This is a genomic window from Geodermatophilus marinus (assembly GCF_003428645.1).
GTDB lineage: Bacteria > Actinomycetota > Actinomycetes > Mycobacteriales > Geodermatophilaceae > Geodermatophilus.
The window spans coordinates 93304-118897 of sequence record NZ_QVQH01000011.1; the positions used below are offsets into that span (position 1 = coordinate 93304).

Sequence of the window (25594 nt, forward strand, 5' to 3'; positions counted from 1 at the left end):
CCACGAGGCCGGTGCCGGGTCCTGTGGTCCGGGCATGAGCCGGCGCGGCGAGGGGGTGGAGGACGGTGCTCGACCCGTCGGCCCGGCGCCGTCCGAGCGGCTCGCGTGGGTCGCCGGGGTGGTCGCCGCCCGCCCCGGCGAGCGCGTCGTCGAGGTCGGGTGCGGGCACGGGGTGCTGGTCTCGCTGCTGGTCGCAGCCGGCGCGGAGGTCGTCGCGGTGGACCGCTCGGCGACCATGACCGCGGCGGCCGCGCGGCGCAACCGGGCCGCGGTCGACGCCGGCACGGTCCGGCTGCTCACCGCGCCGCTCGTGGCCGCCGACCTCCCACCCGGGGCGGTCGATGTCGTGGTCGCCGTGGACGTGCGGGCGTTCTGGACCCCGCCGGCCCCCGAGTGGGACGTCGTGCAGCGCGTCCTCGCCCCGGGCGGGCGCGCCGTGGTGGCGTTCTCCGTCATGCGCCCCGGTGCCGACCGCAGCACCACCGACGCCGTCGCGCGGGCCGCGGCACCGCACGGGTTCGTCGTCACGGCCGTCCACCGGGGGGCGACGGCGCCGACCCCGGCCGCGGCCGTGGTCCTGCACCGGGCCGGCATGCGCTGACCTGCGGTCGTCCCGGCCGACGTCAGCGCAGCGCGAGCACCGGGTCCCGCTCGGGCACCAGCGGGAGCGCCGGCCCCTCGGCGCGGTGGCGGGGGACCGGGTGCGCCGGGCCGTCCCCCCAGCCCGAGGTGGGTGCCTCGGTGTCCGCCCGCCGGCCGTCGGCGGGCAGCAGCCGGTCGCGCACCCGCAGCACCGGGCGCTCGACCAGCAGGGTGGCGGCGATACCGACGGCGACCGCCGCGGCGTACTTCAGGACCTGCTCCAGCGGCGTCCACGACGCGTACTCCACCCCGGGCAGCCGGCCCAGCACGAACTGCGCCGCGGCGATGTGCCAGATGTAGACGCCGTACGAGTACCGGCCCAGCGCGGCCAGCGGCGCCGACACCGCGGGCACCCGCGCCACCAGCGGCGCGCGGTGCAGCAGGAGCAGGAACGCGCCCGCGGTCAGGTAGGCGACGGTGTAGCCGAGGGTCGAGCCGAGCGCGCCGTCCTTGCCGATCGTCGCCAGCCAGGCGACGCCCAGCAGGGTGAGCACGGCCCACAGGCGCCGGCGGGTCAGCAGCCGGTCGAAGGTCGCGGGCCGGTGGACGGCGACGACGGCCAGCAGGACGCCGAAGGCCAGGGAGTCGGCCCGGAAGTGGGTGCGCCACTGCAGGGTGACCTCGTGCAGCCCGGCCGCGGTGCCCCAGACGCGCAGCGCGAGCGCCGCCACGAGGACGCCGCAGAGCAGCGCCGCGAACGGCCGCACCGAGCGCGACCACCGGGTCACCAGCGGGAACAGCACCACCAGCGCCAGGTAGAAGTGCTCCTCGACGGCCAGCGACCACAGGTGCACCACCGGCGTGCCCAGGTAGTTCTGCACGTGCAGCGCGTTGTGCCACAGGTCGTCCCACGGCACCGACCCGGCCAGCAGCTGCACGGCCAGGAACAGGTAGAGCACCGGCCACAGCTTCAGCGCCCGGCGCACGGTGAAGCGGCGGCCGTCGAACCGGCCGGTGCGGCGCCGCTCGCGGAGCACCAGCGAGCCGACCAGGAAGCCGCTCAGCACGAAGAACAGGTCGACGCCGGCCCAGCCGAACGTCCCGCCCGGCCACTGCAGCGCGTCCAGCACGGGGAACCCGCTCGGGTGCCGGCTGAAGTGCCAGCCCAGCGCCAGCACGATGGCGACCCCGCGCACGACGTCGAGGTCGAGGACGCGGCTGCCCGCCTCGGCGGCGGGCGGCCGGCGGGCGGGCTCGCGGGCGGGCCGGCGGGCGGGCTCGTCGGTGCGCGTCGAGGTCATCGGGAACCAGGCATACCCGCCCGGCTTCCGTCACGAAACCGTAACGAAGCCGACCCTGCCGCGGACCCGCAGGTCAGCGGCCTGCGACGTGAGCGGACTCACGGCCCGGAGGACCTCATCCGCCCGGGGGAGACGAGCCGGGCAACGCTGCACCCCGACGGCGGGCGTGCCGATCCACGCCAGCGGAGGACCGCGTCCACCGCGGCCGGGAGGAGGCACGGGAGCCGTGACCGAGCAGTCGGTGCTCGTCGTCGAGGACACCGAGGAGATCCGCGACCTCGTCACCACGGTGCTGCGCCGCGCCGGGCTCGCGGTGGCGGCCGTGGGGACCGCCGCGGCGGCGCTGGCCGAGATCCGCCGCGCCGAACCGGACCTCGTCGTCCTCGACCTGGGCCTGCCCGACGCCGACGGCACCGAGGTGTGCCGGCAGATCCGGGCGTCGAGCGGGTGCTACGTGCTCATGCTCACCGCGCGCGCCGAGGAGGTCGACCTGCTGGTCGGCCTGGCCGTCGGCGCCGACGGCTACATGGCCAAGCCGTTCTCGCCGCGCGAGCTGGTGGCCCGCGTGCAGGTCATGCTGCGCCGTCCGCGGGTGCCGGCGGGGCCGGCCGGCGCCGAGCCGGCGGGGACGGTCCTCCGGCTGGCCGACCTCGAGGTCGACGAGGACACCCGCGAGGTGCGGGTGGACGGCGTCGCGGTCGACCTGACCCGCACCGAGTTCGACCTGCTCGCCGCGCTGGCCGCGCGGCCGGGCCGGGTGCTGCAGCGGGAGACCCTGCTGCGCGAGGTGTGGCAGACCGACTGGGCCGGCAGCGTCCGGCTGGTCGAGGCGCACATGTCCAACCTGCGCCGCAAGCTGCAGGCCGCGGGGTTGGCCGAGGCCGAGATCCGCACCGTCCGGGGGGTCGGCTACCGGCTCGTGGGCTGACCGGCGACGGTCACGAGCACGCCCACCAGGTCGTCGGCGACCTCGCCGCGACGCGCGGCCCGGGCGATCGCCGAGCTGAGCCCGGCCACCTCGGCGTCCCCGAGCTGGCCGCTGACGCCGGCCAGCGCGCCGGCGGCCGCGGCGAGCGCGACCGGGTCCCCGCCGTGCGCCGCGTCGGCGACGGCCCGCACCCGGCCCGGCAGCGCCCGGGCGTGGTCCTCCCGCAGCCCGGCCTCCAGCCGTCCCACCTCGCGGTCGTCGGGGAGCGCCGGACCGGGCGCGGGGGCGGCCACCGGCGGCAACCGGGTGAGCAGCAGCCGCGCGACCAGCCCGGGCTCGGGCAGCTCGGGCAGGCAGGCCACGGCCCCGGCGGCCAGGAGCTCGGCGCGGTCGCCCGCGCGCGCGCCGCGCGCGACGACCACCAGGTGCGCCCGGCAGCCGGCCAGCCGCAGCCGCCGCAGCAGCGCCGCGCTCTCCCGGGGCTGGGCCAGGGCGCTGACCACCAGGTCGGGGCCCGTCCGGCGCGCGGCCCGCACGGCCTCCCGGACGTCCGCGGCGGCGGACACGACCCACCCGCCGGCGGCGAGCAGGCCGGCGGCGCGGCCGCGGTCGGCGGGGTCCTCGGCGACGACGAGGGCCGTCGGGCTGGCCGCGGGCGGCGGCCGGTGGGTGGGCATGCGCGTCCTCCGAGTCGGTGGGGTGCGCCGTCCACCGTGGCGGGCCGGCCGCAGCGGCGCCGCCCGGCGACCGCAAGAGCGCCGCAAGACCCGGGCTGCTCAGCGGGGGAGGGTGAGCGTGACCGTCGTCCCGCGGCCCTCGGCGCTGGCGACCGCGAGGTCGCCCCCGTGCGCCGCCGTGATGGCCGCGGTCACCGCCAGGCCGAGGCCGATCCCGGGGACCCCGGAGCGGCGGGCCGTCGAGGCCCGGGCGAAGCGGGCGAAGAGCAGGCCCTGCTCGTCCTCCGGGATGCCGATCCCCGTGTCGGCCACGGTGAGGCGGGCGACCGGGACGGCCCCGGGGACCTCGTCCGGGGTGACCGTGCCGTCCGGGGCCCGCCACGCCCCGGCCAGCGACAGCTCCACCAGGCCGCCGCGCGGGGTGTACTTGACCGCGTTGGACAGCAGGTTGTCGCAGACCTGCCCCAGCCGGCCGGCGTCCCCGGAGACCAGCAGCCCGCCGGGCGGCACCGCGACGGTCACCGCGACGCCCGCCGCGCGGGCGCTCACCCGCAGCGACTCCTCGGCCGCCCGCACCACCTCGGCGAGGTCCACCGCGGCCCGGTCGAGGGGGAACCGGCCCGCGTCGACCTGGGCGGTGAACAGCAGGTCGCCGACCAGGCGCTGCAGCCGCTCGGCGTTGCGGCCCACCGTCGCCAGGTACCCGCGCAGCGGCTCGGGGAGGGCGTCGCCGGGGGCGTCGAGGACGAGCTCGAGGTAGCCGAGGATCGACGTCAGCGGCGTGCGGAGCTCGTGGCTGACCAGCGCCAGGAACTGCTCCTTGAGCCGCTCGGTCTCGCGCGCGTCGGTGACGTCGGTGCCGACGAAGTTCCACCCCGCGGGCGCACCGTCCTCGTCGGTGCGCGGCGTGACGGCGACCGAGACGGTCCGGCGCCGGCCGCCGGCGGTGACGTAGGTCCAGTCCCGCACGTCGCGGCCGTCGGCGCGGGCGGCGGCGACCAGCGCCTCCAGCCCGCCGCCGGCCGCGTCGAGCTCCTCGGCCAGGTGGAAGTCGGTGACCCGCCGTCGCCGCACCACGGCGGTGCGGGGCAGGCCGAGCAGCCGTTCCGCGCCGGGGTTCCAGACGCGGACGACACCATCGGGGTCGGTGCCGATGATCGACTGCTCGGTGACCGCGTCGACGACGCTGGTCATCGTGCGGGCGCGCGCGGCCAGCATCCGGGCCGCGGTCGCCGGGTCGGCGGCCTGGTCACCGCCGGGCCGCCGCAGCAGGGCGCGCAGCTCGGCGTTCTCGGCGCGCAGCCGCTCCACCTCGGCCCGCAGCGCGAGCTCGGCCGGCTCGACCGGCGGGTCCGTGCCCGCCGGCGCGCGCGGGGGCAGGGCGGGCGCGGGCGGCACACCCAGGACGTCGGCCGCCCGGCCCGCCGGCCGCAGCCGACCGGTGCGGACCTCACCCCGACGGGGGAGCGGGCGCACCGCGCCCCCCGCCCGGCGGTGCCGGACGGGGGGCGCGGGGTGCGCGGGGCTCAGCTGCCGGAGCGGCTCTGCACGGTCTCGCGGGACTGCTGGGCGCGGCCCTGCACGTCCTGGGCCGCGGACTGGCCCTCCTGCTTGACCGTCTCGGTGGCGTCCTGCGCGGTGGACCTGACCTCCTGCACGGCCTGCTCGGCGGCCGGCTGGAGCTCCTCGCGCATCTCCTGGGCGGCCTGCTTGGCCGGCTGCAGCAGCTCGTCCTTGTGCTCGCGGACGGCCTGCTCGGCCTGCTGGGCCAGCTCGCGCTCGCGCTCGGAGGCGGGCAGCAGGCTGGAGACCAGCCACCCCACACCGAAGGCGATGACGCCGGCGGCCAGGGGGTTGCCCTGGGTCTGGCGGACGACGGTGTCCGGGGCCTGCTGGACGGCCGAGGCCGCCGACGACGCCGCGCCCTGCACGGACTCGGCCGCCCCGTGGGCGCGGTCCTGGACCGAGCCCGCCGCGTCGTGGGCCCGGTACCGCGCCGAGTCCCGGGTGTCGTGGGCACTGCCCATGACGCGGTCGCGCATCCGGGAGAACCGGCCCTTGGCCGAGGTGACCCGCCGGTCCATGACGCGGGCCGGGTTCACCTTCTCGTTGAGCGCGTCGACGTCGTAGCTGATCTCGCGCTGGGTCTGCTCGATCTGCCGGCGGATGGCGTCCGGGTCGTTGCTCGTGGTCATGTCTGTCGCTCCAGGTCTCGGGAGGGCGGGGTCAGCGGGGCTTGAGGGCGCCGGGCACCTGCTGCAGCGTGTCCACGGTGCGTTCGGGCTTCGGGTTCACGCGCTTGAGCTCCTTCTTGCCCATCGCGTAGGCGATGCCGCCGATGACGCCCCAGAGCACCGCCACGATCAGCGCGGCCAGGCCGGCGTCCATCACGTTCTCCAGGGCCCACCACAGGGCGAAGGAGAGGAACAGCAGCACCATGTAGCCGGCGAACCCGGCGGCGCCGAGCATGCCCGCGCCCTTGCCCGCCTTGCCGGCCTCGGCCTTGACCTCGGCCTTGGCCAGGGCGAGCTCCTGGCGCATCAGGGTGGAGAGGTCCTTGGCGACCTCGCCGAAGAGCTGGCCGACGCTGGTGCCCTCGACATCGGGGCGGCCGTCGGCGGTCATCGGGGTGCCGATGGACCCGCTGTGCGGTGCGCCCTGGTCGGGGGGCACGGCGTAGTCGCCGTGGGTGGGGCCCGCGGCCTGCGGGGACTGCTGGGTCACCGGCGTCGCGCCGGAGTAGGGGGAGCTCATCGCTGCCTCACACCCCCTGGCCCGGGCGGCGGGTCGGGTCGTCCCAGCCGGCCGGCGTGGTCGGCGGGACGGCGGTGCCGGCCGGCGGCACGGTGCCGTACGGCGGCGGCGGCACGGCGGTGCCCGCGGTCGTGCCGGCCGTCGGGGCGGTCGTGGTCGGCGTGCTCGTCTCGGCGTACGCGGTGGTCTCGCCGTAGCCCGGGGTCGCCGCGTAGCCCGAGGTCGTCTCGTAGCCCGGGGTCGTCGTCGAGTAGGCCGGCGCCGGGTCGACGTAGTTGGTCTGCCGGTGGTCGGCGGAGCGGCCGCGGCCGTCGTCGGAGTGCGCTGCCTTCACGCCGCTGGTGAGGCGGCCGGCGACGACGCCGGCGAGCGCGGCGCCGAGCAGGAAGGTGCCGGGCTTGCGGCGGGCGAAGGAGCGGACCTCGTCGAGCAGGTCGGCCGGCTCGCGGTCCTGCAGCCAGCGGGCCACCTGCTCGACGCGGTCGGTGGCCTCGGTGACCAGGTCACGGGCCGGGCCGGACGGCGCGCCGTTGCCCTCGGCCATGGAGCGCAGCTGGTCGGCGATGCCGGTGAGCCCCTGCGCGGCCTTCTGCTGCTGGGAGACGGCCTGCGAGCGCAGCTGGCTGCGGCCCTGGTCGACCAGCGCCTGGGCCTGCTGCCTGGTCTCGGCGGCGACTTCCTTGGCCTGGTCCGCGGCGGTCGAGGCGACCTGGCTGCCGCGCTGGCCGGCGGTCTGGCCGACGGCGCGGGCCTCGTCCTTGGCGACGTCCGCGGTGGACGCGCCCTGGGAGGTCGTCGCGGTCTGGGGGGACGTCGCGGTCTGGGGGGACGTCGCGGTCTGGGGGGACGTCGCGCCGGAGCCGCCCGCACCGGCTGCGGGGGGCGGCGGGAACGGCGTGTCTACGGAGTGGGTCATCGCTCCTCCTGGGCGGGTGGGTCACGAATGTGACGATCTGGTGTCGGTCGAGGCGCGTACCCACCACGCGATCACCCACACATCTACGATCGACGGCCGTCTACCGGCCGTGTGCAGGTCAGCGCACCGTGTGGCGTCACGGAGGGCCCGGACGGGCGCGGGACGGTGCGATCGGGTGGCGGGGAGCGACCGGGCGCCGGTGGCGGCCGCTCGTCGGCCGCGGGGGCCGGGTGCGGGGCCGGCTGCCGCGCACCGCTGTCTGGGTACCCCGGGTCGCGCCCCCGCGAAACGGGTCCGTCCGCAGGTGCGCTGGTGGGAGGACCGCCGACCCGGCCCGCCCGGGTAAGGTGAGCCTTCCCTGACCCGCAGGCGAGGAGTCCCGATGCCCGAACCCGCCCGGCGCCGTCCGCGTACCCCGCGGCTGGCCACCGTCCGCCAGGTCTCGCGGGTCACGCCCCACCTGGTGCGCCTGGTCCTCTCCGGGGAGGGGCTGGCCGGCTTCGCCCCGGAGCACGCCGACTCCTACGTCAAGCTGGTCCTGCCGCCGCCCGGCGCCGGCTACCGCGCCCCCTTCGACATGGAGGCCGTGCAGCAGGAGCACCCGCGCGAGCACTGGCCCGTCCTGCGCACCTACACGGTCCGCCGCTGGGACGCCGCGGCCGCCGAGCTCACCCTCGACGTGGTGGTCCACGGCGACGAGGGCGTGGCCGGACCGTGGGCGGTCGCCGCGCGCCCCGGGGACCTCGTCCAGCTGCTGGGCCCCGGGGGCGCCTACGCGCCGCTGCCCGAGGCCGACTGGCACCTCCTGGCCGGTGACGAGACCGCCCTCCCGGCGATCGCGGCGGCCCTGGAGCGGCTCCCCGAGGGGGCGACCGCCCGCGTCTTCGTCGAGGTGGCCGACGCGGCGGAGGAGCAGCCGCTGGACCTGCCGCCGCGGGTGGAGCTGGTGTGGGTGCACCGCGACGGGCGCCCGGGTGCGGCCCTCGTGGACGCCGTCCGCACCGCCGGGCTGCCCGCCGGCCGGGTGCACGCCTTCGTGCACGGCGAGGCCGGCGCCGTCCGCGAGCTGCGTCGCCACCTGCGCGCCGAGCTCGCCGTGCCGCGGGAGCTGCTCTCCGCCTCCGGTTACTGGCGGCTCGGCCGCACCGACGAGGGGTGGCGGGCCGAGAAGGCGGACTGGAACGCCGCCGTCGAGGCCGACGACCAGGAGCTCGCGGCGGCCTCCTGACCGGGGCCGGCCCGGGCGTCAGCCCCGCCAGGGGAAACGGGGCGGGCGGCGGGCGGCGAAGGCGGCGACCCCCTCGGCCAGCTCGCCGGAGGCGATCGTCTCCCGGTACCACCGGGCCGCCTCGGCCTGCCCGTCCCGGCGGGCGGTCAGGGCCGCGACGACCTCCTTGGTCGCCCGCTGCGAGAGCGCGGAGCGCGAGGCCAGCACCCCGGCCAGCCGGGTCACCTCCGCCTCGAGGTCGTCGGCCGGCACCACCCGGTCGACCAGCCCGGTGCGCAGGGCGGCGTCGGCGTCGAGCAGCTCGCCGCTGAACAGCAGCCAGCGGGTCGTCGCGGGCCCGACCAGGTCGAGCAGCGCCCGCGTGGACTCGGGCGCGTAGACGACACCGACCTTGGCGGGGGTCACCCCGAACAGGCCGGTCGGGTCGGTCAGGCGCAGGTCGCAGCAGGTGGCCAGCTCCACCCCGCCGCCGATGCAGTGCCCGCGCACCATCGCGACCGTCGGCTTGGGGAACGACCGCAGCGCGGCCTGCGCGGCGAGGTTGTCCCGGCGCAGGGCGGCCATCGGGTCCTCGGTGTCCGGGCCGCCGAGCAGGTCGCCGATGTCGGCGCCGGCGCAGAAGCTCCGGCCCGCGCCGGTGACCACGAGCACGCGGACGGCCGGGTCGGCGGCCGGCCCGGCCAGCACCTCGGGCAGCGCCGCCCACATGGCCGCGCTGAAGGCGTTGCGCTTCTCCGGCCGGTCGACGGTGAGGACGGCGACGGGGCCGTCGGTGGCCAGTCGCAGGGAGTCGGTCACGGTCAGCCCAGGTCGTCGGTGGCGAAGGTGTCGCACCGCGCCGGGTCGCCGGTCTCGTAGCCGGTGAGGAACCAGCGCTGCCGCTGCTCGGAGGTGCCGTGGCTGAAGGCGTCCTGGTCGACGGTGCCGCCGCCGAGCTCGCGCTGGATGAAGTCGTCGCCGATCCGGCCGGCGGCGTCCAGCGCCCGGTCGACGTCATCCTGGGTGATCTCGGCGATCAGCGGGGCGCCGGAGTCGTCGGGCACCGTCTCGGCGTGCCGCGCCCACGCCCCGGCGTAGCAGTCGGCCTGCAGCTCCAGCCGGACGGTCCCGGAGAGGGGGCCGGTCTCGCCGGGCCGCACCTGCTGGTTGGTGCCGAGCAGGTCCTGCACGTGGTGGGCGTACTCGTGGGCGATGACGTAGGCGTCCACGAAGGCGCCGCCCTCCGCGCCGAACCGGGTGCGCAGGTCCTCGAAGAAGGTCAGGTCGATGTACACGAGCCGGTCGGCCGGGCAGTAGAACGGCCCGGAGCCGCTGGTGGCCCCGCCGCAGGCGGTCTGCACGGAGCCGGGGAAGACGGTCTCGGTGGGGGCGTAGGCGCTGCCGAGCACCCCGGTCCAGTAGTCCTGGATCGACTCGATGTCGGCCACGACAGCGCAGTCGCGCGAGGCGTTGGCGTCGGCCCCGGTGCGGCACTCCTGCGCCAGCTGGGTGTTGTCCGCGGTCTCGCCCTGGTCGAGGCCGGACAGCCCGCCGAGCGCGGCGCCCGCACCCCCGCCGTCCCCGCCGCCGAGCAGCTGGACGAGCACGAGGACGACGACGCCCACCAGCCCCAGCCCGCCGCCACCGACGGCCAGCCCGCGGCCGCCCGGCACCCCGCGGCGGTCGCGGACGCCGGAGGTGTCCAGGCTGGCGTCCTCGCGGTACCTCATGCTCCGAAGACCTCCGGGTCGGGGGGCGACATCGCGAAGCGCACCTCGACCGCGCCGTGGACCTCCTGGGGGGCCGGCGTGAGGTCGAGCCGCGGCTCGTCGGACCCGAACCGTGCCACCGCCGCCAGGGGGGCCGCGACCCGGGGGCCGCCCTGCCCGGCGTCGGCCACCTCGAGCAGGACCGTCAGGCGGGCGCCGAACGCCGCCGCGTACTGCTGCGCCCGGACGACGGCGTCCCGGACGGCGGCCAGGCGCGCCTGCTCGAGCGCGGGGCTGCCGGGCCGCAGCCGCCAGTGCGGGCCGGTGACCGCGACGTCCTCCAGCCGCCCCAGCGCCGTCGCGAGGTCGGCCACCGCACCGGGCGGGACGGTCACCCGGGTGGTGAGCGACGCCCGGCAGCCCGGGCGCCCGGGACGGTCCTCGGGCAACAGCGCCAGACCCGTGGTGCGCCGGTCCTCCACGGCGTCACCGGCCGCGTCGAGCAGGCGGGCGACCTCCTCCTGCCGCGCGGTGCAGCGCTCCAGGGCGCGCTGCCGGTCGGGAGCCCGGACCTGCACCGAGACGCCCAGGTCGGCGACCTCCGGGTCGACGACCAGCAGCGCCTCGCCGCGGACGGCGACCTCGGGCGCGGGGGGCTCAGCTGCGCTCGGCCTCCTCGGCCTGCGCGGGCTCTGCGGGCTGGTCACGGAGGAACAGGTACCAGTAGGAGGTGCCGACGAAGACGACGGCCCCCACGAGGTTGCCCGCCCCCGCGAGCAGCCAGTTGAGCAGCGCGTCGCCCCAGCCCAGGTCGGGGACCCCCGCGAAGATCGCCGCGGGCAGGAAGAACATGTTCGCGACGACGTGGTCGAAGCCCATCGCCACGAACGCCATGATCGGGAAGAAGACGGCCAGGATCTTCCCGGACACCGTGGTCGCCGCCAGGGACATCCAGACGGCCAGGCAGACCAGCCAGTTGCACCCGACCGCGCGCAGGAACGTCTCCCACGCGGTGTGCCCGCCGGCCTTGCCCTCGGCGATGCCCGCCAGCCGCTCGTAGGTGAGGGCGCCGCTGCTGCCCGGCTCGGCCCCGGCGTCGCCGATGACGCCGGTGGAGACCGCGAGGAAGTAGGCGACGAAGAGGGCGCCGAGCAGGTTGCCCAGCAGCACCAGCGTCAGGTTGCGGACGACGTCGCCGACCCCGATCCGGCCCTGCATCGCACCGAGCGGGACCAGCAGCATGTTCCCGGTCGCGAGGTCCGAGCCGGCGATCAGCACCAGGACCAGGCCCAGGGTGAACACCGCGCCGGTGAACAGCGTCGGCAGCGTGCCCCAGGTGGCGGGGTCGAGGCCGGAGGAGACGGTGATCGCCACCAGCCCGCCGAAGGCGATGTAGGCCCCGGCCAGGAAGGCGCTGACGGTGACCCGGTCCCACGTCCGGTGCACCTTCTTCGCGCCGGTCTCGCTGGCTGCCTGCGCCATCTCGGCGGGTTGCCGTGCGGGCATGAGCACCTCCCTGCAGCGGTCCCGGGGCGGGAGCGCCGGCGGCCGGAACGGGGCCGCCTCCCGACGGGCGGCGGGCACGGCGGCGGACCCCTAGGGTCGGGTCATGCCCTTGGACGGCGAGTACGAACCGAGCACGGAGGCCTGGGTCCGCGACCAGGTGGAGCGCTACGAGGCCACCGGGGGGCGCGAGGCCAACACGCTGCGCGACACCGGCCTGCCGGTCGTCGTCTTCAGCACCCGCGGCGCCCGCTCGGGGAAGGTGCGCAAGCAGCCGCTCATGCGGGTGGAGCACGGGGGCGCCTACGCCATGGTCGGGTCCAAGGGCGGGGCGCCGGCGGACCCCGCCTGGGTGGCCAACCTGCGCGCCCACCCCGACCAGGTGACCGTGCAGGACGGGCCGGAGCCGTGGGACGGCCTGGCCCGGGAGGTGCACGGGGAGGAGCGGCGCGCCTGGTGGGAGCGGGCGGTGGCCGCCTACCCGCCGTACGCCGACTACCAGGAGCGGACCGACCGCGAGATCCCGGTCTTCGTCGTCGAGCGCCGCTGACCCGGCCCGCCCGACCCGCTGAGGTGAGGCTCGCCTAAGTTCTCCCCAGTGCGCCGGACCGTCCGGCGCGCGGGAGGAGGACGACGGTGCAGGCAACGGTGCGGTACCGCCGGGGGGCGCTCGCCGCCGTGGCGGGGCTGCTGCTCGCCGGCTGCGGATCGGCCGACGACGGCGCGACGACGACCACGACGGAGCCGGCGGCCGAGCAGAGCCGCACGGTCGAGCACGCGCTCGGCAGCACGGAGGTCACCGGCACCCCCGAGCGGGTCGTCGTCCTCGACACGGGGGAGCTCGACACGGCCCTGGCCCTCGGCGTGACACCGGTCGGCGCGGTCCGCACCGCGGTCAGCGACGAGCTGCCGGCCTACATCGAGGAGGCCGGGGCCGACCCGGCCGACATCGCCAACGTCGGCACGATCCAGGAGCCGAACCTGGAGGAGATCGCGGCGCTGGAGCCCGACCTCATCCTCTCCAACGTCATCCGGCACGAGGCCATCTACGACCAGCTGAGCGCGATCGCCCCGACGGTCATGGCGGAGGACATCGGCGAGACGTGGCAGGAGAACCTGCTCCTGGCCGGGGAGGCCCTGGGCCTCGAGGACGAGGCCGAGCAGTTGCTGGTCGACCACGAGGAGCGGGCCGCCGAGGTCGGCGCCCTCTACGGCGACCCGGCGAGCACCGAGGTCAGCATGGTGCGGTTCACCGACCCCACCGCGATCCGGCTCTACGGCGAGGGCTCCTTCATCGGCGCCGTCCTCGACGACGTCGGCTTCGCCCGGCCCGAGGTCCAGCGGACCGCCGATACCTTCGTCGAGGTCGGCCCGGAGGAGATCGCCCAGGCCGGGGGCGACGTGGTCTTCTGGTCCTCCTACGGCGAGGAGGGCGCCGGCGCGGCCGCGGAGGTCACCGGTGGCGGGCTGTGGCAGACCATCCCCGCGGTGCAGCAGGGGCGGGCCTTCGAGGTGGACGACGACCGCTGGTTCCTCGCCATCGGCCCCCTCGGCGCCGGGCTGGTGCTCGACGACCTCGAGCAGTTCGCCGCCGGGCTCGAGAGCTGAACGGCGCCCGGCCGGCCCCGCGCGGGGCCGGCCGGGCACCGGTGGTCAGAACCCGACCACGGCGTGGGGGGTGTAGGGCTCCTCCAGCCGGGCGACCTCCTCGTCGGTCAGCCCGAGGTCGACCGCGGCGACGGCGTCGTCCAGGTGCGCCTCCTTCGTCACGCCGACGATCGGGGCGGTCACCACCGGCTTGGACAGCACCCAGGCCAGCGCCACCTGGGCGCGTGGGACCCCCCGCGCGGCGGCCACCTCGGCGACCCGGGCGACGATCTCGCGGTCGCCGGCCTGGTCGTAGAGGCGCTTGCCGAACTCGTCGGTGCCCGAGCGCTGCGTGCTCTCCTCCCAGTCGCGGGTCAGCCGGCCGCGGGCCAGCGGGCTCCACGGGATCACGCCGATGCCCTGGTCGGCGCACAGCGGGTGCATCTCCCGCTCCTCCTCGCGGTTGAGCAGGTTGTAGTGGTCCTGCATCGACACGAAGCGGTGCCAGCCGCGCTCGCCGGCGGTGTGCAGCGCCTTGCCGAACTGCCAGGCCCACATCGACGAGGCGCCGAGGTAGCGCACCTTCCCCGAGCGGACGAGCGAGTCCAGCGCCTCCAGCGTCTCCTCGACCGGCGTGTGCGGGTCCCACCGGTGGATCTGGTAGAGGTCGACGTGGTCGGTGCCCAGCCGCCGCAGGCTGGCCTCGCACTCCCGGATGACCGCCACGCGCGACAGCCCCGCGCCGTTGGGGCCCGGGCGCATCCGGCCGTGCACCTTGGTGGCGAGGACGACGTCGTCCCGGTCGGCGAAGTCCCGGATCGCCCGGCCGGTGATCTCCTCGCTCGAGCCGTCCGAGTAGACGTTGGCGGTGTCGAGGAAGGTGATGCCCGCGGCCAGCGCCTTCTCGATCAGCCGGCGGCTGTCCTCCTCCGGCAGGCTCCACGGGTGGTTGCCGCGAGCGGGGTCGCCGAAGCTCATCATCCCCAGGCAGATCCGCGAGACCTCGAGGCCGGTGCTGCCCAGACGCGTGTACTCCATGCGCCCAGCCAACCGCGTGCGGCCGCGGCCCGGCCACCCGGATCACGGCAGCCGGGCGGCGGCCCCCGGGATGCCCGCGGCGACGTCGTCGGCGAAGGCGGTGAACGGCTCGGCGGCCACCGCGCGGCCGGTGCCGCGCCCGGTCCACCGCCAGGTGCCCACGACCCCGCCGCCGCTGACCACGGTGGCCCGGAAGACGCCGTTGCCGCCGGGGACGATGCGGTGCGCGAACTCGGCCGGCACGGCGCAGGTGCGGTCGGCGTAGCCGAGCACGAACTCGTCGAAGCCGGGGAGCAGGTGCAGGGCCCCGGCCTCGGCCCGGCAGGCGGTCAGCCGTTCGGGCGTGGCCGGGTCCAGGTGCAGCTCGGTGCCCTCGACGGTGATCGTCTCCAGCCGCGGCCGGGCCAGCGCCAGCCCGGTGCGGGCGTCCCGGACCGTGGTGCCCGCCCACCGGGCGAGGTCGGCGACGGTGGCCGGGCCGTGGCCGGTGAAGTACCGCAGCGCCAGCTCGCCGAGCGCCTCCTCGCCCTCGAGCCGCCGCGGCGAGCGGACCCACTCGTCGAGCAGCACGAAGGCCTGGTCCCCGGCGGCGGTCGGTCCGAGGACCAGCGTCCCGGTCTGGGCGAGGTACCAGAGGGTGTGGTAGCCGCGCTGGCCCGAGACGTCGACCCCGGCCGCGCCGATCGCGGCCAGCAGGTCGGTGCGGCCCGACCGCCGGCCACCGGAGAGCGCGCCGGCGGCGGCCTCCCGCGCCCGCTCGAGGTCCGCCTCGGTCAGGCCGACGGTCGCGCGGCGCCGCGCCGCCCCGGCCAGGACCCGCGGGCCCAGCAGGTCGAGCATCCAGGGCAGGTCCTCGGCCGCGACCAGGTGCAGGGTGCCGCGCATCGGCCAGGAGCGGACGACGTCCCCGGCGTCCAGCGCGGCCGCCACCCCGGCCCGCGACCGGCCGGCGGTGCGCAGCGCCACGGAGGTCAGGGCACCGGGGAGGTCCTGGCCCTGCACCGCGCCGAGGGCGCGGACCGCCGCGGCGGCATCGGCGAACGGTGGCCCGGCGACCCGCTGGGCCACCAGGCGCAGGAGCGCGACCTCCCGCGGCGACACCCGCACGGCTGACGCGGTCCCCCCGGCTGACGCGGTCCCCCCGGCTGACGCGGTCCCCCCGGCTGACGTGGTCACGGCCCGACCCTGGCACGGCCCTGCGACGGGACGGCCGCTGCGCGCACCAGGTGCCGGTACACCATGCCCTCCGCGTCGGGCTCGGCGGTCAGGACCGCGAACCCGGCCGCCGCGGCGACGGCCAGGCTGGCGGCGTTGTCCGGCTCGATGCCGAGCACGAACTGCACCACGTCCGCGGTCGCGGGTGCGGCGACCAGCGCCCGCAGCGTCGCCCGGCCGTACCCCTGCCCGCGGCGGGCCGGGTCGACGACGTAGGCGGCGCCCATGCTGCGCCGCGGGTCGGTCGCGAGCACCCGCTCGGTGGCCGGGTCCCACGTCGTCCAGCGGTCGTAGACGTCGCCGCCGATCTGCGCGACGGGCCGGCCCCGGTCGTCGAGCGCGACGAAGGAGTGGGCCCGCAGCACCCGCGCCCCGCGGAACTCCTCCTCGCGGGCGGCACCGCGCAGCGCCAGCTCCCGCACCGGCCACTCGGGGCCGCCCAGCCGCCGCCGCGTCTCGGGGTCGTCGAACCACGGCCGGACGGCCGGCAGGTGCTCCGGCTCGACGGGGACCAGCCGCACCTCGCGCACCCCCTCACCCTCGGGCGCGGACCGGCGGCGCGCACGCCGGCGGCCCGCGCCGCGACGTCCGGGGGTCAGCCGACCGGGTGGGACGGCGCCCGCCGCCGGGGTCCCGGCTCCAGCTGCTCGACCGGCGGGGTCGCGGCGTGCCAGGCCCGCGCCTTCTCGCCGGCCACGTCGCCCTCCTCGCCGTGCAGGCGCTCGGCGAGGTCGGCGAGCATCGCCTCCCGGCCGTAGAGGACGACGACGTCGCCGGCGCACAGCTGCTCGTCCAGGCTCGGCGCGCCGACCCAGGTGCCGGCGCGCTCGATGCCCAGCACGGTGATGCCCTCCTCGGGCAGCCGCAGCTCGCCGAGCGGGCGGGCGGCGACCCAGTCGCCGTCGGCCACGGGGAGCTGCACGACCCGCCACCGGCCCCCGCGAGTGCAGCAGCGCGGCGTAGTCGCGGACGTCGAAGTCCGTCCAGCGCCGGAGGTAGCGCTCGATGACCCGACGCAGCGCCCGGTCGACGGCCCGGTTGCGGGCCAGCCAGAGCAGCACCGCCAGGCAGCCGACGATCACCCCGGCCCGGGCGAAGCCGCCGGCGGTGGAGTCCACGCCGGTGAAGCTGAGGATGAGGGTGCCCAGCACCGACACCGCACCGGCGCCGCTGACCAGCATGAGCACCATGACGATCCGGCGGCGGGCGGGGTGGTCGACCACGGACTCGGCCTCGGACGTCGTGAAGCCGGTCCCGGTGAAGGCCGACCGGGCCTGGAACCGGGCGTGCTGGAGGGTCATCCCGGTCATGGTCAGGGCGACGGTGGCCACCCGGGTGACGACCAGCCCGAGCATGACGACGACGACCAGCGAGATGACGGCGGCCATGCCCGGGGCCTACCGCGGGCGGCGCCGTCCCACGCCCGCCGCCGGGCCGTCCGGCACGAGTTGTTCCGGAAGAAGGTGGTGAGACGCGGGGGAGAGTGGGTACGGGCGCGCGGACCGCACCCCCGGACGGAAGACGCGAGCCCATGCCCCACCCCCAGCAGCAGCCCCCCGCCCCGGCCCCCCGGCGGGCGGCCCGGTGAGGCGGCTCCCCGGACGCCGGGTCGTGGTGGCCGGCGGCTCGAGCGGCATCGGGGCGGCCGTCGCCCGGGCCTTCACCGCCGAGGCGGCGCGGGTCGTCGTCCTCGACCGGGACGGTCCCGCGCTCGACCGGCTCCGTGCCGACGTCGGCTGCCGGACCTGGGCGGTGGATCTCGACGACGTCCGCCAGACCCGCGAGTCGACGGAAAAGGCGATCGCCTGGCTCGGCGGCATCGACGTCCTGGTCAACGACGCCGGGCCCGGCCGGTTCGCGCCCCTGCTGGAGGTGGAGCCGGCAGAGCTGGCCTCGTGCTTCTCGCTGCCCGCCCAGACGATGCTCACCACGATCCAGGCCGCGGCCCTGGCCATGGTCGGTTTCCGGGCGCCCGGCGACGAGTGCGTCGGGAAGGTGGTCAACGTGGCCAGCGCCGGCAGGGGCGCCGGCGGGCAGGCCCACTACGCCGCGGCCAAGGCGTCGGTCATGGCGCTGACCCGGGCGGCCGCCCACGAGCTCGGCCCGCACGGCATCACGGTCAACTGCCTGTGCCCGGGCTACGTGCGCGACCCGCTCACCGCCGCCGACCGCCCCGAGGCCGCCTCCTGGTCGGCGCTGTCCCCGCTGGGCCGGGTCGGCGAGCCCGAGGACGTCGCCCGCGCCGCGGTCTTCCTCGCCTCCAGCGACTCCGACTACCTCACCGGGGACGCCCTCCACGTGGCCGGGGGCATGGTCCTGCACTGAAGGCGAGCAGGGCCGGGGCGCCGCCGCGGGCCGCCCGGGGGTGGAGGGCCCCCGCGGGCCGCGGGCAGACTCGGCGCCGTGCGAGCAGAGGACTGGGACGCGCGCTACGCCGGGAGCCAGCAGTGGTCCGAGGGGCCCAACGCGCTGGTCGCCGGGCTGCTGGCCGGCCTGCCGCCGGGCGAGGCGGTGGACCTCGCCGCGGGGGAGGGGCGGCACGCGCTGTGGCTGGCCGGGCTCGGCTGGCAGGTGACCGCGGTCGACTTCTCCGCCACCGGGCTGGCCCGCGGGCGGGCGCGGCCGGGCGCCGACCGCGTCCGTTGGGTGACCGCCGACGTCCTCACCTGGGCGGCGCCCGAGGGCTCGCTGGACCTGGTCCTCGTGGCCTACCTGCACCTGCCCCAGGTCGACACGACCGGGCTCCTGCGGCGCGCGGTGGGCTGGCTGCGTCCCGGCGGCCGGCTGCTCGTCCTCGGCCACGACGCCGACAACGTGGCGCACGGGGTCGGCGGCCCGCAGGACCCGGCGATCCTGCACAGCGTCGAGCGGCTGGCGCCGGTGGCCGCGCTGCTGGAGGTCGACCGGCTGGAGCAGGTGCGCCGGGAGACCCCGGCGGGCACCGCCCTCGACACCCTGCTGTGGGGTCGCGCACCGGCCCGGCCCGTCGGTGCCCGGGGGTAACCTCCGCGCCGTGATGGGCATGGGGGGCGCCGGCGGCCGGGACGCCGAGCGGCGCCGGCGGCTGGTCGCCGCCGTCGTGGTGCTGGCGATGCTGCTGGCCGCCGGGGCCACGGTGCTCTCGATCGCCCTGGGCTGAGGAGGTGACCGTGGGCAGCGATGCCCGGGAGGGGGACGTCGAGGCCTGGTTCGACGCGGCCGGGCCCCGCGCCGAGGAGCTGCGCCGGGTGGACGCGCTGGTCACCGCGGCCGCCCCCGGCATCGACCGGCAGCTGGTGCCGGTCGGCTCGTCGACGATGCTGGGCTACGGGCTCATGCCCTACCGGCCGCGGTCGGCGCGGGAGACCACGACGTGGCCGCTGCTCGCCCTGGCCGCGCAGAAGCGGCACCTGTCGCTGTACGTGTCCGCCGTCGTCGACGGGCGGTACCTCGCCGAGGCGCGCGCCGACCGGCTGGGGCGGGTGTCCTGCGGGAAGAGCTGCATCCGGTTCACCTCGCTCGACCGGGTCGACGAGGCGGAGCTGGCCGCGCTCGTCCGCGACGCCGTGGCGGCCACCGCGGCCGGGCGGAACGGCTACGCGTCGACCTGACCGGGGCCCCGGCCGGCCAGCAGCGCCACGACCTCCTCGTCGGGGGTCTGGGTGAAGTCGCCGTAGACCTGGCCCACGGCCCGGAACCCCGGCGGGGTCTCCAGCGCCACCAGCTCGTCGACCTCGCCGGCCAGCTCGCCGACCACCCGGGGCGCGGCGACCGGGACGGCGAGCACCACCCGGGCGGCGCCCAGGGTCCGCGCCACCGCGCAGGCCGCCCGGGCGGTGGCCCCGGTCGCCACGCCGTCGTCCACCACCACGGCCGTCCGGCCGGCCAGCGGGACCCGCGGGCGGTCGCCGCGGAAGGCGCGGGCGCGGCGGGCGAGCTCGGCCCGCTCCTGCCGCTCCACCGCGGCGAGGGCCTCCTCGCCGACCCCGGACCGGGCGAGGACGTCCCGGTTGAGCACCACCGCGCCGTCCTCGCCGACCGCCCCCATCGCCAGCTCGGGCCGGGCCGGCAGGCCGAGCTTGCGCACCAGCACCACGTCCAGGGGCGCGTCGAGCGCGCGGGCCACCTCGGCCGCCACCGGAACCCCGCCGCGGGGCAGCCCGAGCACCACGGGGTCGGCCGGCCCGAGGTCGGCCAGCCGGGCGCCGAGCTGCCGCCCGGCGTCGCGGCGGTCGGCGAAGGGCACGCGGTCACCTCCTCGGTCGCCGCCCCATCGTGGCCCCGCGGCGGGTCCCGCGCAGCCCCCGGGGCCCGGCAGGGACGAAGGGCCCTGGTGTGCGAACGGTGCACAAGTGACGGTTGGGAGGTGTCGCGCCCCGAACGAGAGGGTCTTCCCCGCATGACGCTGACCGACGACCCCGCCGTCGACCAGGCCGTCGCCCGCCTCTCCGACGAGTTCGCCGCCCGCCTGCGCCCGCAGGTGATCGGCACCGTCGTGCGCACCTGCCGCCGCGACCTCTCGGGGGTGCCCGTGACGGCGCTCCCGGAGCTCGTCGAGCGGCTGGCCCGGACCCGGCTGGAGGCCGGCGTCTGACACCGGTTGCCCCGCCCGCCACCATGTCGGGGTGGGCTACGTCGACGTGACCGGGGTCCGGCACACCCTCCCCGACGGCCGGGTGCTGCTCGACGAGGTCTCCTTCCGGGTGGGCGAGGGAGCCCGCGCGGCCCTCGTCGGCGAGAACGGCGCCGGCAAGACGACGCTGCTGCGCATCATCGGCGGCGACCTCGTCCCCGAGGCGGGCGCGGTGGCGCGCTCCGGCGGCCTCGGCGTCATGCGGCAGTTCATCGGCTCGGTCCGGGACGGCACGACCGTGCAGCGCTTCCTGGTCGACGTCGCGCCGCCGGCCGTCCGGGCCGCGTGGGAGGCCGTGGAGGCCGCCGAGCTGACCCTCATGGAGACCGACGACGACGCCGCGCAGCTGGCCTACGCCGACGCGCTGGCGCAGTGGGGGGACGCCGGCGGCTACGAGGCCGAGGTCACCTGGGACGCCGTGACCGTCGCGGCGCTCGGGGTGCCCTACGAGCGGTGCAAGTACCGCGAGCTGTCCACCCTCTCGGGCGGGGAGCAGAAGCGGCTGGCCCTGGAGGCGCTGCTGCGCGGACCCGACCAGGTGCTGCTGCTCGACGAGCCCGACAACTACCTCGACGTCCCCGGCAAGCGGTGGCTCGAGCAGCGGCTGCTGGAGACCCGCAAGACGGTGCTGTTCGTCAGCCACGACCGGGAGCTGCTGGCCCGGGTGGCCGACCGGGTGGTCACCGTCGAGGGCGGGACCGCCTGGGTGCACGGCGGGGGCTTCGCCTCCTACCCCGCGGCGCGGGAGGCCCGCCACGAGCGGCTGGCCGAGCTGCGCCGCCGCTGGGAGGAGGAGCACCAGCGCCTCGTCGACCTGGTGCGCACGCTGCAGCAGCAGGCCGCCAACTCCCCGGACATGGCCTCGCGGTACCGGGCGGCGCAGACCCGGCTGGCGAGGTTCGAGGCGGCCGGCCCGCCGCCGGACCGCCCGCCGGAGCAGCGGGTCGCGATGCGGCTGCGCGGCGGCCGGACCGGGGTCCGGGCGGTCGTGGCCGAGCAGCTGGAGCTGGCCGGGCTCATGCGGCCGTTCGACCTGGAGGTCTGGTACGGCGACCGGGTCGGCGTGCTCGGGGCCAACGGGGCGGGCAAGTCGCACCTCCTGCGGCTGCTGGCCGGGGAGGGCGTCGTCCACACCGGCAGCTGGCGGCTCGGGGCGCGCGTCGTCCCGGGGCTGTTCGCCCAGACCCACGCCCACCCCGGGTGGCTCGACCGGACCCTGGTCGACCTGCTGTGGCACGGCGAGCCCGGGCGGCCGGGGGTCGACCGCGGCCGGGCGATGGCCGCGCTGCGCCGCTACGGCCTGGCGGCCTCGGGCGACCAGGTCTACGGGACGCTCTCCGGCGGGCAGCAGGCGCGCTTCCAGGTCCTGCTGCTCGAGCTCTCCGGCGCGACGCTGCTGCTGCTCGACGAGCCGACCGACAACCTCGACGTGCTCTCCGCGGAGGCGCTCGAGGCGGCGCTGGCCGCCTTCGAGGGCACGGTGCTCGCGGTCACCCACGACCGCTGGTTCGCCCGCTCCTTCGACCGCTTCCTGGTCTTCGGCAGCGACGGGCTCGTGTACGAGTCGGCCGAGCCGGTGTTCGACGAGGCCCGGGTGGCCCGCGCCCGCTGACGCCCGGGCACGGCTTCCTGTCCCGCGCTCATCCCGGCCGTGGGCCTCAGCCGAACGCCCGCCCCTCGCCCCGGTAGGTCGGGAGCGGCTCGCCCCGCACGTCCCCGGCGAGCGGGTGCAGGACGTCGACGTGCTCGCACAGCTCCCCGGCCTTGGCGTGCCGGAACCACACGCGGTCGCCGACCCGCAGCCCCGCCGTCCCCCGCCCGCGCAGCGGGGTCTGCACCTCCCCGGCGGCCTCGGTGCCCAGCAGCCGCAGGCCCGCGGGGAGCACCGGCCGGGGGAGCCGCTCGGCACCGGGCGGTCCGGAGGCGATCCAGCCGCCACCGGCGACGGTCGCCAGCCCGGGGCCCGGCAGCCGGGTGACCGGCAGCGCGAACAGGGCCGCCGGGCGCGGGGTGAAGGCGCGGTAGCCGTCGAACAGCGTCGGCCCGAACAGCCCCGAGCCGGCCGCGACCTCGGTGACCGCGGCATCGGCGGCGGTGCGCTCCAGGCTGCCGGTGCCACCGCCGTTGACGAACCCCGGCCGGGCGACCGCCGTGACCGCCGCGACGACCGCGGCCCGGCGCCCGGCGAGCTCGCGGACCGACACCGCCTGCAGGCCGCGCACCGCCAGGCCGCGGGCCCGCCGCCCGGGCGGGTCGTCGGGCACGCCGGCGACCTGCGCCTCGTAGGCCAGCACCCCGGCCAGCACGAAGCCCGGCCGGCCGGTCACCGCGCGGGCCAGCGCGGCGGCCTCCGCCGGGGTGTGCACCGGGGACCGCCGGACCCCGACGTGCACCGGCCCGGCCCGCAGCGAGGCGTCGACGTCCAGGCAGACCCGCACCGGCGGCCGCCGCGAGGGGGGCGCCACCGAGTCGACGAGGTCGAGCTGGTCGGTCGAGTCGACGACCAGGGTGACCCGCGCCGCCGCCGTCCCGTCGGCGACCAGCCGGCGCAGCGCGGCGCGGTCGGCGGTGGGGTAGCCGACGACCACGTCCTCGCTGACCGGGTCCGGGCCGGTCGCCAGCCACAGCGCCTCGGCCAGCGCGTAGGCCAGGACGCCGGCGAAGCCGGGCCGGGCGAGCACCCGGCGCAGCGCCGCCCGGCAGCGCACCGACTTGCTCGCCACCCGCACGGGCAGGCCGCCGGCGCGGCGCACCAGGTCGTCGGCGTTGGCGTCGAGCGCGTCGAGGTCGAGGACGGCGAGGGGCGGGTCGAGGTCCGCGGTGGCCCGGTCGAGCCGGGCGCGGGCCGGGGACGGGACGGCGCTCACCGGGGAGAGCGTGGCCGCGCGACCGCGGAGGGTCAAGGCCGGGATGGGCCGGTTGACCTGCGCACTCCCCGCCCGGCAGAGTGCCCGCGTGCCTGGGTCGGCGGCGGTCGAGCGAGCGGAGCGGGCCCGCTGGCGCAACTGGGCCGGCAACGAGCGCGCCGAGGCCCGGGTGGTGCACGCGCGCTCGGTCGAGGACGTGGTGGCCGAGCTCAGCGCGGCGGCCGCCTCGGGCGGCCGGGTGCGGCCGATCGGCAGCAGCCACTCCTTCTCCGCGATCGGGCGCCCCGAGCAGACGCAGCTGGTGCTCGACGGGCTCACCGGCATCACGGTCACCGGCGACGGGCTGGTGACCGTCGGGGCCGGGACGCCGCTCTACCGGCTCAACGCCGAGCTGTGCCGGGCGGGCTGGGCGCTGACCAACCTCGGGGACGTCGACCGCCAGACGGTGGCCGGCGCGCTGGCCACCGGCACGCACGGCACCGGCGCCGCCTTCGGGGGGCTGGCCACCCAGGTGCGCGCGCTCGAGCTGGTCACGCCGGCGGGGGAGGTGCTGCGCTGCACGCCGGAGGAGCACCCCGACGTCTACGCCGCCGCCCGCGTCGGGCTGGGTGCGCTGGGCGTCGTGACGGCGGTGACCCTGCAGGCCGAGCCGGCGTTCGCGCTGCACGCCGTCGAGGGCCCGGGCCGGCTGGACGAGGCGCTGGAGCGCTTCGAGGAGCTCATGACCTCCACCGACCACGTCGAGTTCTACTGGTTCCCGCACACCGACGCGACGCTGCTCAAGTGCCACACCCGCGTGGGCCTGGACGGCGGGCTCGACCCGCTGCCCCGCTGGAAGGCGGTGTGGGACGACGAGGTGCTGGCCAACGCCGCCTTCGCCGGCGTGGTCGCGGCCGGGCGGCGGGTGCCCGCCCTCGTCCCGCCGCTGGCCCGCTTCTCGGCCCGGGCGCTGGGCCCGCGGACCTGGACCGACCACTCGCACCGGGTGTTCGTCAGCCGCCGGCGGGTGCGGTTCCTGGAGATGGAGTACGCGGTGCCGCGCGGCGAGGCCCCGGCGGTCCTCGCCGAGCTGCGCCGGGTGCACGCCGCGGGCGACTGGCGCACCGCCTTCCCGGTCGAGGTCCGGCTGGCCGCCGCCGACGACGTCCCCCTGTCGACGGCCGGCGGCCGCGACACCGCCTACGTCGCCGCCCACGTGCCGGCCGGCACCGACCCGGGCCCGTGGTTCTGCGCCCTGGAGTCGATCGCCGCGGCGGTGGGCGGCCGGCCGCACTGGGGGAAGCTGCACGGGCTGGACGCCGGCGCCCTGCGCGAGCGCTACCCGCGCTTCGACGAGTTCCTCGCCGTCCGCGACCGGCTGGACCCGACCGGGGTGCTGGCCAACGCGCACCTCGACCGGGTCCTCGGTCCCGCGCCCGGCCGCTGAGGTCGGCGTCCCCCCTACGCGCGCGCGGCGCCGGTGACCTCCGGCGCGGGCACGGCCCCGGCGAGCGCGGCCGGCGCGGCCGCCCGCCGCTCGGCCACCAGGGCGAGGACGGCGACGCCCGAGCCGACCAGGGCCAGCACCGCGCCCACCCAGATGGGGGCGGTGAAGCCGAACCCGGCGGTGAGCACGGCCGCGCCGATGGCCGCCCCCAGGGCGTTGGCCACGTTGAACGCGCCCTGGTTGGCCGCCGACACCAGGCTGCCGCCGGGCACCCGCGCGGCGACGATCACCCCGTTCTGCACGACCGGGCCGAGGGCGAAGGCCAGCGTGCCGAAGAGCACCAGCAGCACGACCGCGGCCGCCGGTGTCCGGGCCAGGACGGCGAAGGCGACGAGCACGCCGGCCGTGGCGAGCAGCCCCACGACGACGAACGCGAAGCCGAAGCGGTCGCCGAGCGGGCCGCCGGCCAGCGTCCCCACGGTGGTGCCGATGCCGAAAAGCGCCAGCACCGGGGTCACCCAGACCTCGGGGATGCCGCCGAGGTCGGTGAGGATCGGGCTGACGTAGCTGTAGACGGCGAACAGGGCCGAGAAGCCGACCATGGTCAGCCCGAGGACCAGCCAGACCTGGCCGCGCCGGAAGGCCCGGAGCTCGGCCCGCAGGTCCCCGCCCTCGCCGGCCTCGTCGGGCAGCCAGGCCACCAGGCCGGCGATGGTGACCAGGCCGATGACCGCGATCCCGCCGAGCACGAGCCGCCAGCTGGTCTGCTGGGCGACGAACGTGCCCAGCGGCACGCCGATCACGTTGGCGAGGGTGAGCCCGGTCATCATCAGCGAGATCGCGCGGGTGGCCCGCCCCGGCGGTACCAGCCGCCGGGCCGCGACCGCGCCCACCCCGAAGAACGAGCCGTGCGCCAGGGCGGTGAGCACCCGGGCGGCGACCAGCGCCTCGTACGTCGGGGCCAGCGCCGAGAGCAGGTTGCCGACCGTGAAGACGACCATCAGCGCGACCAGCACCCGCCGGGGTGCGAAGCGGACCCCCAGGGCGGTGAGCGTCGGAGCGCCCAGCACCACGCCGACGGCGTAGGCGGAGATGAGCAGGCCGACGGCCGACACGGAGACCCCGAGCCCGCCGGCGATCTGGGGCAGCATCCCCATGACGACGAACTCGGTGGTGCCGATGCCGAAGGCACCGATGGCGAGGGCGAGCAGACCGCGGGGCACGGGGCAGGGCTCCTGGGGACGACGACGGTGGGGCGGCGGACGTCGTCGT

General features: G+C 77.5%; 30 protein-coding genes. 13 read left to right on the top strand and 17 right to left on the bottom strand.

Going from position 1 to position 25594, the window contains the following annotated elements; genetic code table 11:
* Positions 1 to 34: 34 nt before the first annotated feature.
* Positions 35 to 601, top strand: a complete 567-nt coding sequence (locus D0Z06_RS13880; RefSeq protein WP_158579985.1) for a methyltransferase domain-containing protein — start codon at positions 35 to 37, stop codon at positions 599 to 601.
* 22 nt (positions 602 to 623) lie between these two features.
* Here D0Z06_RS13880 and D0Z06_RS13885 read toward each other — a convergent pair whose 3' ends face one another.
* Positions 624 to 1883, bottom strand: a complete 1260-nt coding sequence (locus D0Z06_RS13885) for an acyltransferase family protein (RefSeq protein ID WP_117378034.1) — start codon at positions 1881 to 1883, stop codon at positions 624 to 626.
* 226 nt (positions 1884 to 2109) lie between these two features.
* Here D0Z06_RS13885 and D0Z06_RS13890 point away from each other — a divergent pair, with 226 nt between their 5' ends.
* On the top strand, positions 2110 to 2811 hold the full coding sequence (locus D0Z06_RS13890; RefSeq protein WP_117378035.1) for a response regulator transcription factor: 702 nt from the start codon (positions 2110 to 2112) through the stop codon (positions 2809 to 2811).
* Here the strand turns inward: D0Z06_RS13890 and D0Z06_RS25380 are convergent.
* From D0Z06_RS25380 to D0Z06_RS13915, 5 genes are all read right to left on the bottom strand, one after another.
* Positions 2793 to 3488, bottom strand: a complete 696-nt coding sequence (locus D0Z06_RS25380; RefSeq protein ID WP_158579986.1) for a hypothetical protein — start codon at positions 3486 to 3488, stop codon at positions 2793 to 2795. The two genes, D0Z06_RS13890 and D0Z06_RS25380, sit on opposite strands and share 19 nt — an antisense overlap.
* Before the next feature lie 99 nt (positions 3489 to 3587).
* Positions 3588 to 4886, bottom strand: a complete 1299-nt coding sequence (locus tag D0Z06_RS13900; protein ID WP_147332051.1) for a sensor histidine kinase — start codon at positions 4884 to 4886, stop codon at positions 3588 to 3590.
* A 128-nt stretch (positions 4887 to 5014) separates the two neighbouring features.
* Complete coding sequence (locus D0Z06_RS13905; protein WP_117378037.1) at positions 5015 to 5683, bottom strand: DUF3618 domain-containing protein; 669 nt, start codon at positions 5681 to 5683, stop codon at positions 5015 to 5017.
* Between the two features lie 31 nt (positions 5684 to 5714).
* Entirely contained in the window at positions 5715 to 6242 is a 528-nt protein-coding gene (locus tag D0Z06_RS13910; RefSeq protein ID WP_117378038.1) for a phage holin family protein, read from the bottom strand.
* Between the two features lie 7 nt (positions 6243 to 6249).
* Entirely contained in the window at positions 6250 to 7158 is a 909-nt protein-coding gene (locus D0Z06_RS13915) for a hypothetical protein (RefSeq protein WP_117378039.1), read from the bottom strand.
* Positions 7159 to 7540: 382 nt separating this feature from the next.
* Here D0Z06_RS13915 and D0Z06_RS13920 point away from each other — a divergent pair, with 382 nt between their 5' ends.
* On the top strand, positions 7541 to 8386 hold the full coding sequence (locus D0Z06_RS13920; RefSeq protein ID WP_117378040.1) for a siderophore-interacting protein: 846 nt from the start codon (positions 7541 to 7543) through the stop codon (positions 8384 to 8386).
* A gap of 18 nt (positions 8387 to 8404) precedes the next feature.
* Here the strand turns inward: D0Z06_RS13920 and D0Z06_RS13925 are convergent, their stop codons facing one another.
* Genes D0Z06_RS13925 through D0Z06_RS13940 form a run of 4 tightly spaced genes read right to left on the bottom strand, consistent with a single transcriptional unit; the run spans position 8405 to position 11580 of the window.
* Positions 8405 to 9184, bottom strand: a complete 780-nt coding sequence (locus tag D0Z06_RS13925; RefSeq protein WP_117378041.1) for an enoyl-CoA hydratase/isomerase family protein — start codon at positions 9182 to 9184, stop codon at positions 8405 to 8407.
* A 2-nt stretch (positions 9185 to 9186) separates the two neighbouring features.
* Positions 9187 to 10095 carry a KPN_02809 family neutral zinc metallopeptidase gene (gene ypfJ, locus D0Z06_RS13930; RefSeq protein ID WP_117378042.1) on the bottom strand — a complete coding sequence of 303 codons (909 nt, stop codon included), beginning with the start codon at positions 10093 to 10095 and terminating at the stop codon, positions 9187 to 9189.
* Positions 10092 to 10781, bottom strand: a complete 690-nt coding sequence (locus D0Z06_RS13935; protein ID WP_117378043.1) for an SIMPL domain-containing protein — start codon at positions 10779 to 10781, stop codon at positions 10092 to 10094. Before D0Z06_RS13935 ends, ypfJ begins: the two co-directional genes overlap by 4 nt.
* Positions 10732 to 11580, bottom strand: coding sequence for a formate/nitrite transporter family protein (locus D0Z06_RS13940; RefSeq protein ID WP_117378085.1), 849 nt, complete (start codon positions 11578 to 11580; stop codon positions 10732 to 10734). Before D0Z06_RS13940 ends, D0Z06_RS13935 begins: the two co-directional genes overlap by 50 nt.
* A 103-nt stretch (positions 11581 to 11683) precedes the next feature.
* On the opposite strand from D0Z06_RS13940, the gene D0Z06_RS13945 reads away from it, so the two are divergent.
* Both D0Z06_RS13945 and D0Z06_RS13950 read left to right on the top strand, forming a co-directional pair.
* Positions 11684 to 12127: a nitroreductase family deazaflavin-dependent oxidoreductase gene (locus D0Z06_RS13945; RefSeq protein ID WP_117378044.1), complete on the top strand. Its 444-nt coding sequence runs from the start codon at positions 11684 to 11686 to the stop codon at positions 12125 to 12127.
* 86 nt (positions 12128 to 12213) lie between these two features.
* On the top strand, positions 12214 to 13185 hold the full coding sequence (locus tag D0Z06_RS13950) for an ABC transporter substrate-binding protein (RefSeq protein ID WP_233517672.1): 972 nt from the start codon (positions 12214 to 12216) through the stop codon (positions 13183 to 13185).
* Positions 13186 to 13230: 45 nt separating this feature from the next.
* Here D0Z06_RS13950 and D0Z06_RS13955 read toward each other — a convergent pair whose 3' ends face one another.
* The 4 genes from D0Z06_RS13955 to D0Z06_RS25390 all read right to left on the bottom strand — a co-directional run bounded on the left by D0Z06_RS13955 (position 13231) and on the right by D0Z06_RS25390 (position 16339).
* Positions 13231 to 14202 carry an aldo/keto reductase gene (locus tag D0Z06_RS13955; protein ID WP_117378046.1) on the bottom strand — a complete coding sequence of 324 codons (972 nt, stop codon included), beginning with the start codon at positions 14200 to 14202 and terminating at the stop codon, positions 13231 to 13233.
* Between the two features lie 42 nt (positions 14203 to 14244).
* Positions 14245 to 15309: a winged helix DNA-binding domain-containing protein gene (locus D0Z06_RS13960; RefSeq protein ID WP_233517673.1), complete on the bottom strand. Its 1065-nt coding sequence runs from the start codon at positions 15307 to 15309 to the stop codon at positions 14245 to 14247.
* Positions 15310 to 15374: 65 nt separating this feature from the next.
* Positions 15375 to 15947, bottom strand: a complete 573-nt coding sequence (locus tag D0Z06_RS25385; protein WP_158579987.1) for a GNAT family N-acetyltransferase — start codon at positions 15945 to 15947, stop codon at positions 15375 to 15377.
* 65 nt (positions 15948 to 16012) lie between these two features.
* Positions 16013 to 16339, bottom strand: a complete 327-nt coding sequence (locus D0Z06_RS25390) for a TrkA C-terminal domain-containing protein (protein ID WP_158579988.1) — start codon at positions 16337 to 16339, stop codon at positions 16013 to 16015.
* Positions 16340 to 16422: 83 nt separating this feature from the next.
* On the opposite strand from D0Z06_RS25390, the gene D0Z06_RS25395 reads away from it, so the two are divergent.
* The 5 genes from D0Z06_RS25395 (at position 16423) to D0Z06_RS13980 (ending at position 19007) form a co-directional block, all read left to right on the top strand.
* Positions 16423 to 16887, top strand: a complete 465-nt coding sequence (locus D0Z06_RS25395; protein WP_158579989.1) for a hypothetical protein — start codon at positions 16423 to 16425, stop codon at positions 16885 to 16887.
* Between the two features lie 114 nt (positions 16888 to 17001).
* Complete coding sequence (locus D0Z06_RS13970) at positions 17002 to 17742, top strand: SDR family NAD(P)-dependent oxidoreductase (protein ID WP_117378048.1); 741 nt, start codon at positions 17002 to 17004, stop codon at positions 17740 to 17742.
* A gap of 78 nt (positions 17743 to 17820) precedes the next feature.
* A complete protein-coding gene (locus D0Z06_RS13975; RefSeq protein WP_117378049.1) occupies positions 17821 to 18420 on the top strand; it encodes a class I SAM-dependent methyltransferase in 600 nt (199 codons plus the stop codon).
* Positions 18421 to 18430: 10 nt separating this feature from the next.
* Positions 18431 to 18556, top strand: coding sequence for a hypothetical protein (locus D0Z06_RS26730; RefSeq protein ID WP_255419349.1), 126 nt, complete (start codon positions 18431 to 18433; stop codon positions 18554 to 18556).
* Between the two features lie 10 nt (positions 18557 to 18566).
* A complete protein-coding gene (locus tag D0Z06_RS13980) occupies positions 18567 to 19007 on the top strand; it encodes a DUF1801 domain-containing protein (RefSeq protein WP_117378087.1) in 441 nt (146 codons plus the stop codon).
* Here the strand turns inward: D0Z06_RS13980 and D0Z06_RS13985 are convergent.
* Positions 18992 to 19642, bottom strand: a complete 651-nt coding sequence (locus tag D0Z06_RS13985; protein WP_117378050.1) for a phosphoribosyltransferase — start codon at positions 19640 to 19642, stop codon at positions 18992 to 18994. The genes D0Z06_RS13980 and D0Z06_RS13985 overlap by 16 nt on opposite strands.
* 153 nt (positions 19643 to 19795) lie before the next feature.
* On the opposite strand from D0Z06_RS13985, the gene D0Z06_RS13990 reads away from it, so the two are divergent.
* Positions 19796 to 19990 (top strand): three-helix bundle dimerization domain-containing protein, encoded by a 195-nt coding sequence (locus tag D0Z06_RS13990; protein WP_117378051.1) that lies wholly within the window; start codon positions 19796 to 19798, stop codon positions 19988 to 19990.
* Positions 19991 to 20021: 31 nt separating this feature from the next.
* Positions 20022 to 21641 carry an ABC-F family ATP-binding cassette domain-containing protein gene (locus D0Z06_RS13995; protein WP_117378052.1) on the top strand — a complete coding sequence of 540 codons (1620 nt, stop codon included), beginning with the start codon at positions 20022 to 20024 and terminating at the stop codon, positions 21639 to 21641.
* A gap of 46 nt (positions 21642 to 21687) precedes the next feature.
* Here the strand turns inward: D0Z06_RS13995 and D0Z06_RS14000 are convergent, their stop codons facing one another.
* Positions 21688 to 22896, bottom strand: coding sequence for an alanine racemase (locus D0Z06_RS14000; RefSeq protein WP_117378053.1), 1209 nt, complete (start codon positions 22894 to 22896; stop codon positions 21688 to 21690).
* 88 nt (positions 22897 to 22984) lie between these two features.
* On the opposite strand from D0Z06_RS14000, the gene D0Z06_RS14005 reads away from it, so the two are divergent.
* On the top strand, positions 22985 to 24322 hold the full coding sequence (locus tag D0Z06_RS14005) for a D-arabinono-1,4-lactone oxidase (RefSeq protein ID WP_233517674.1): 1338 nt from the start codon (positions 22985 to 22987) through the stop codon (positions 24320 to 24322).
* A 14-nt stretch (positions 24323 to 24336) separates the two neighbouring features.
* On the opposite strand, the gene D0Z06_RS26375 is transcribed toward D0Z06_RS14005, so the two are convergent.
* The gene (locus D0Z06_RS26375; protein WP_117378054.1) at positions 24337 to 25545 is read right to left on the bottom strand and encodes an MFS transporter; all 1209 of its coding nucleotides are present in this window, start codon (positions 25543 to 25545) and stop codon (positions 24337 to 24339) included.
* Between the last annotated feature and the right edge of the window lie 49 nt (positions 25546 to 25594).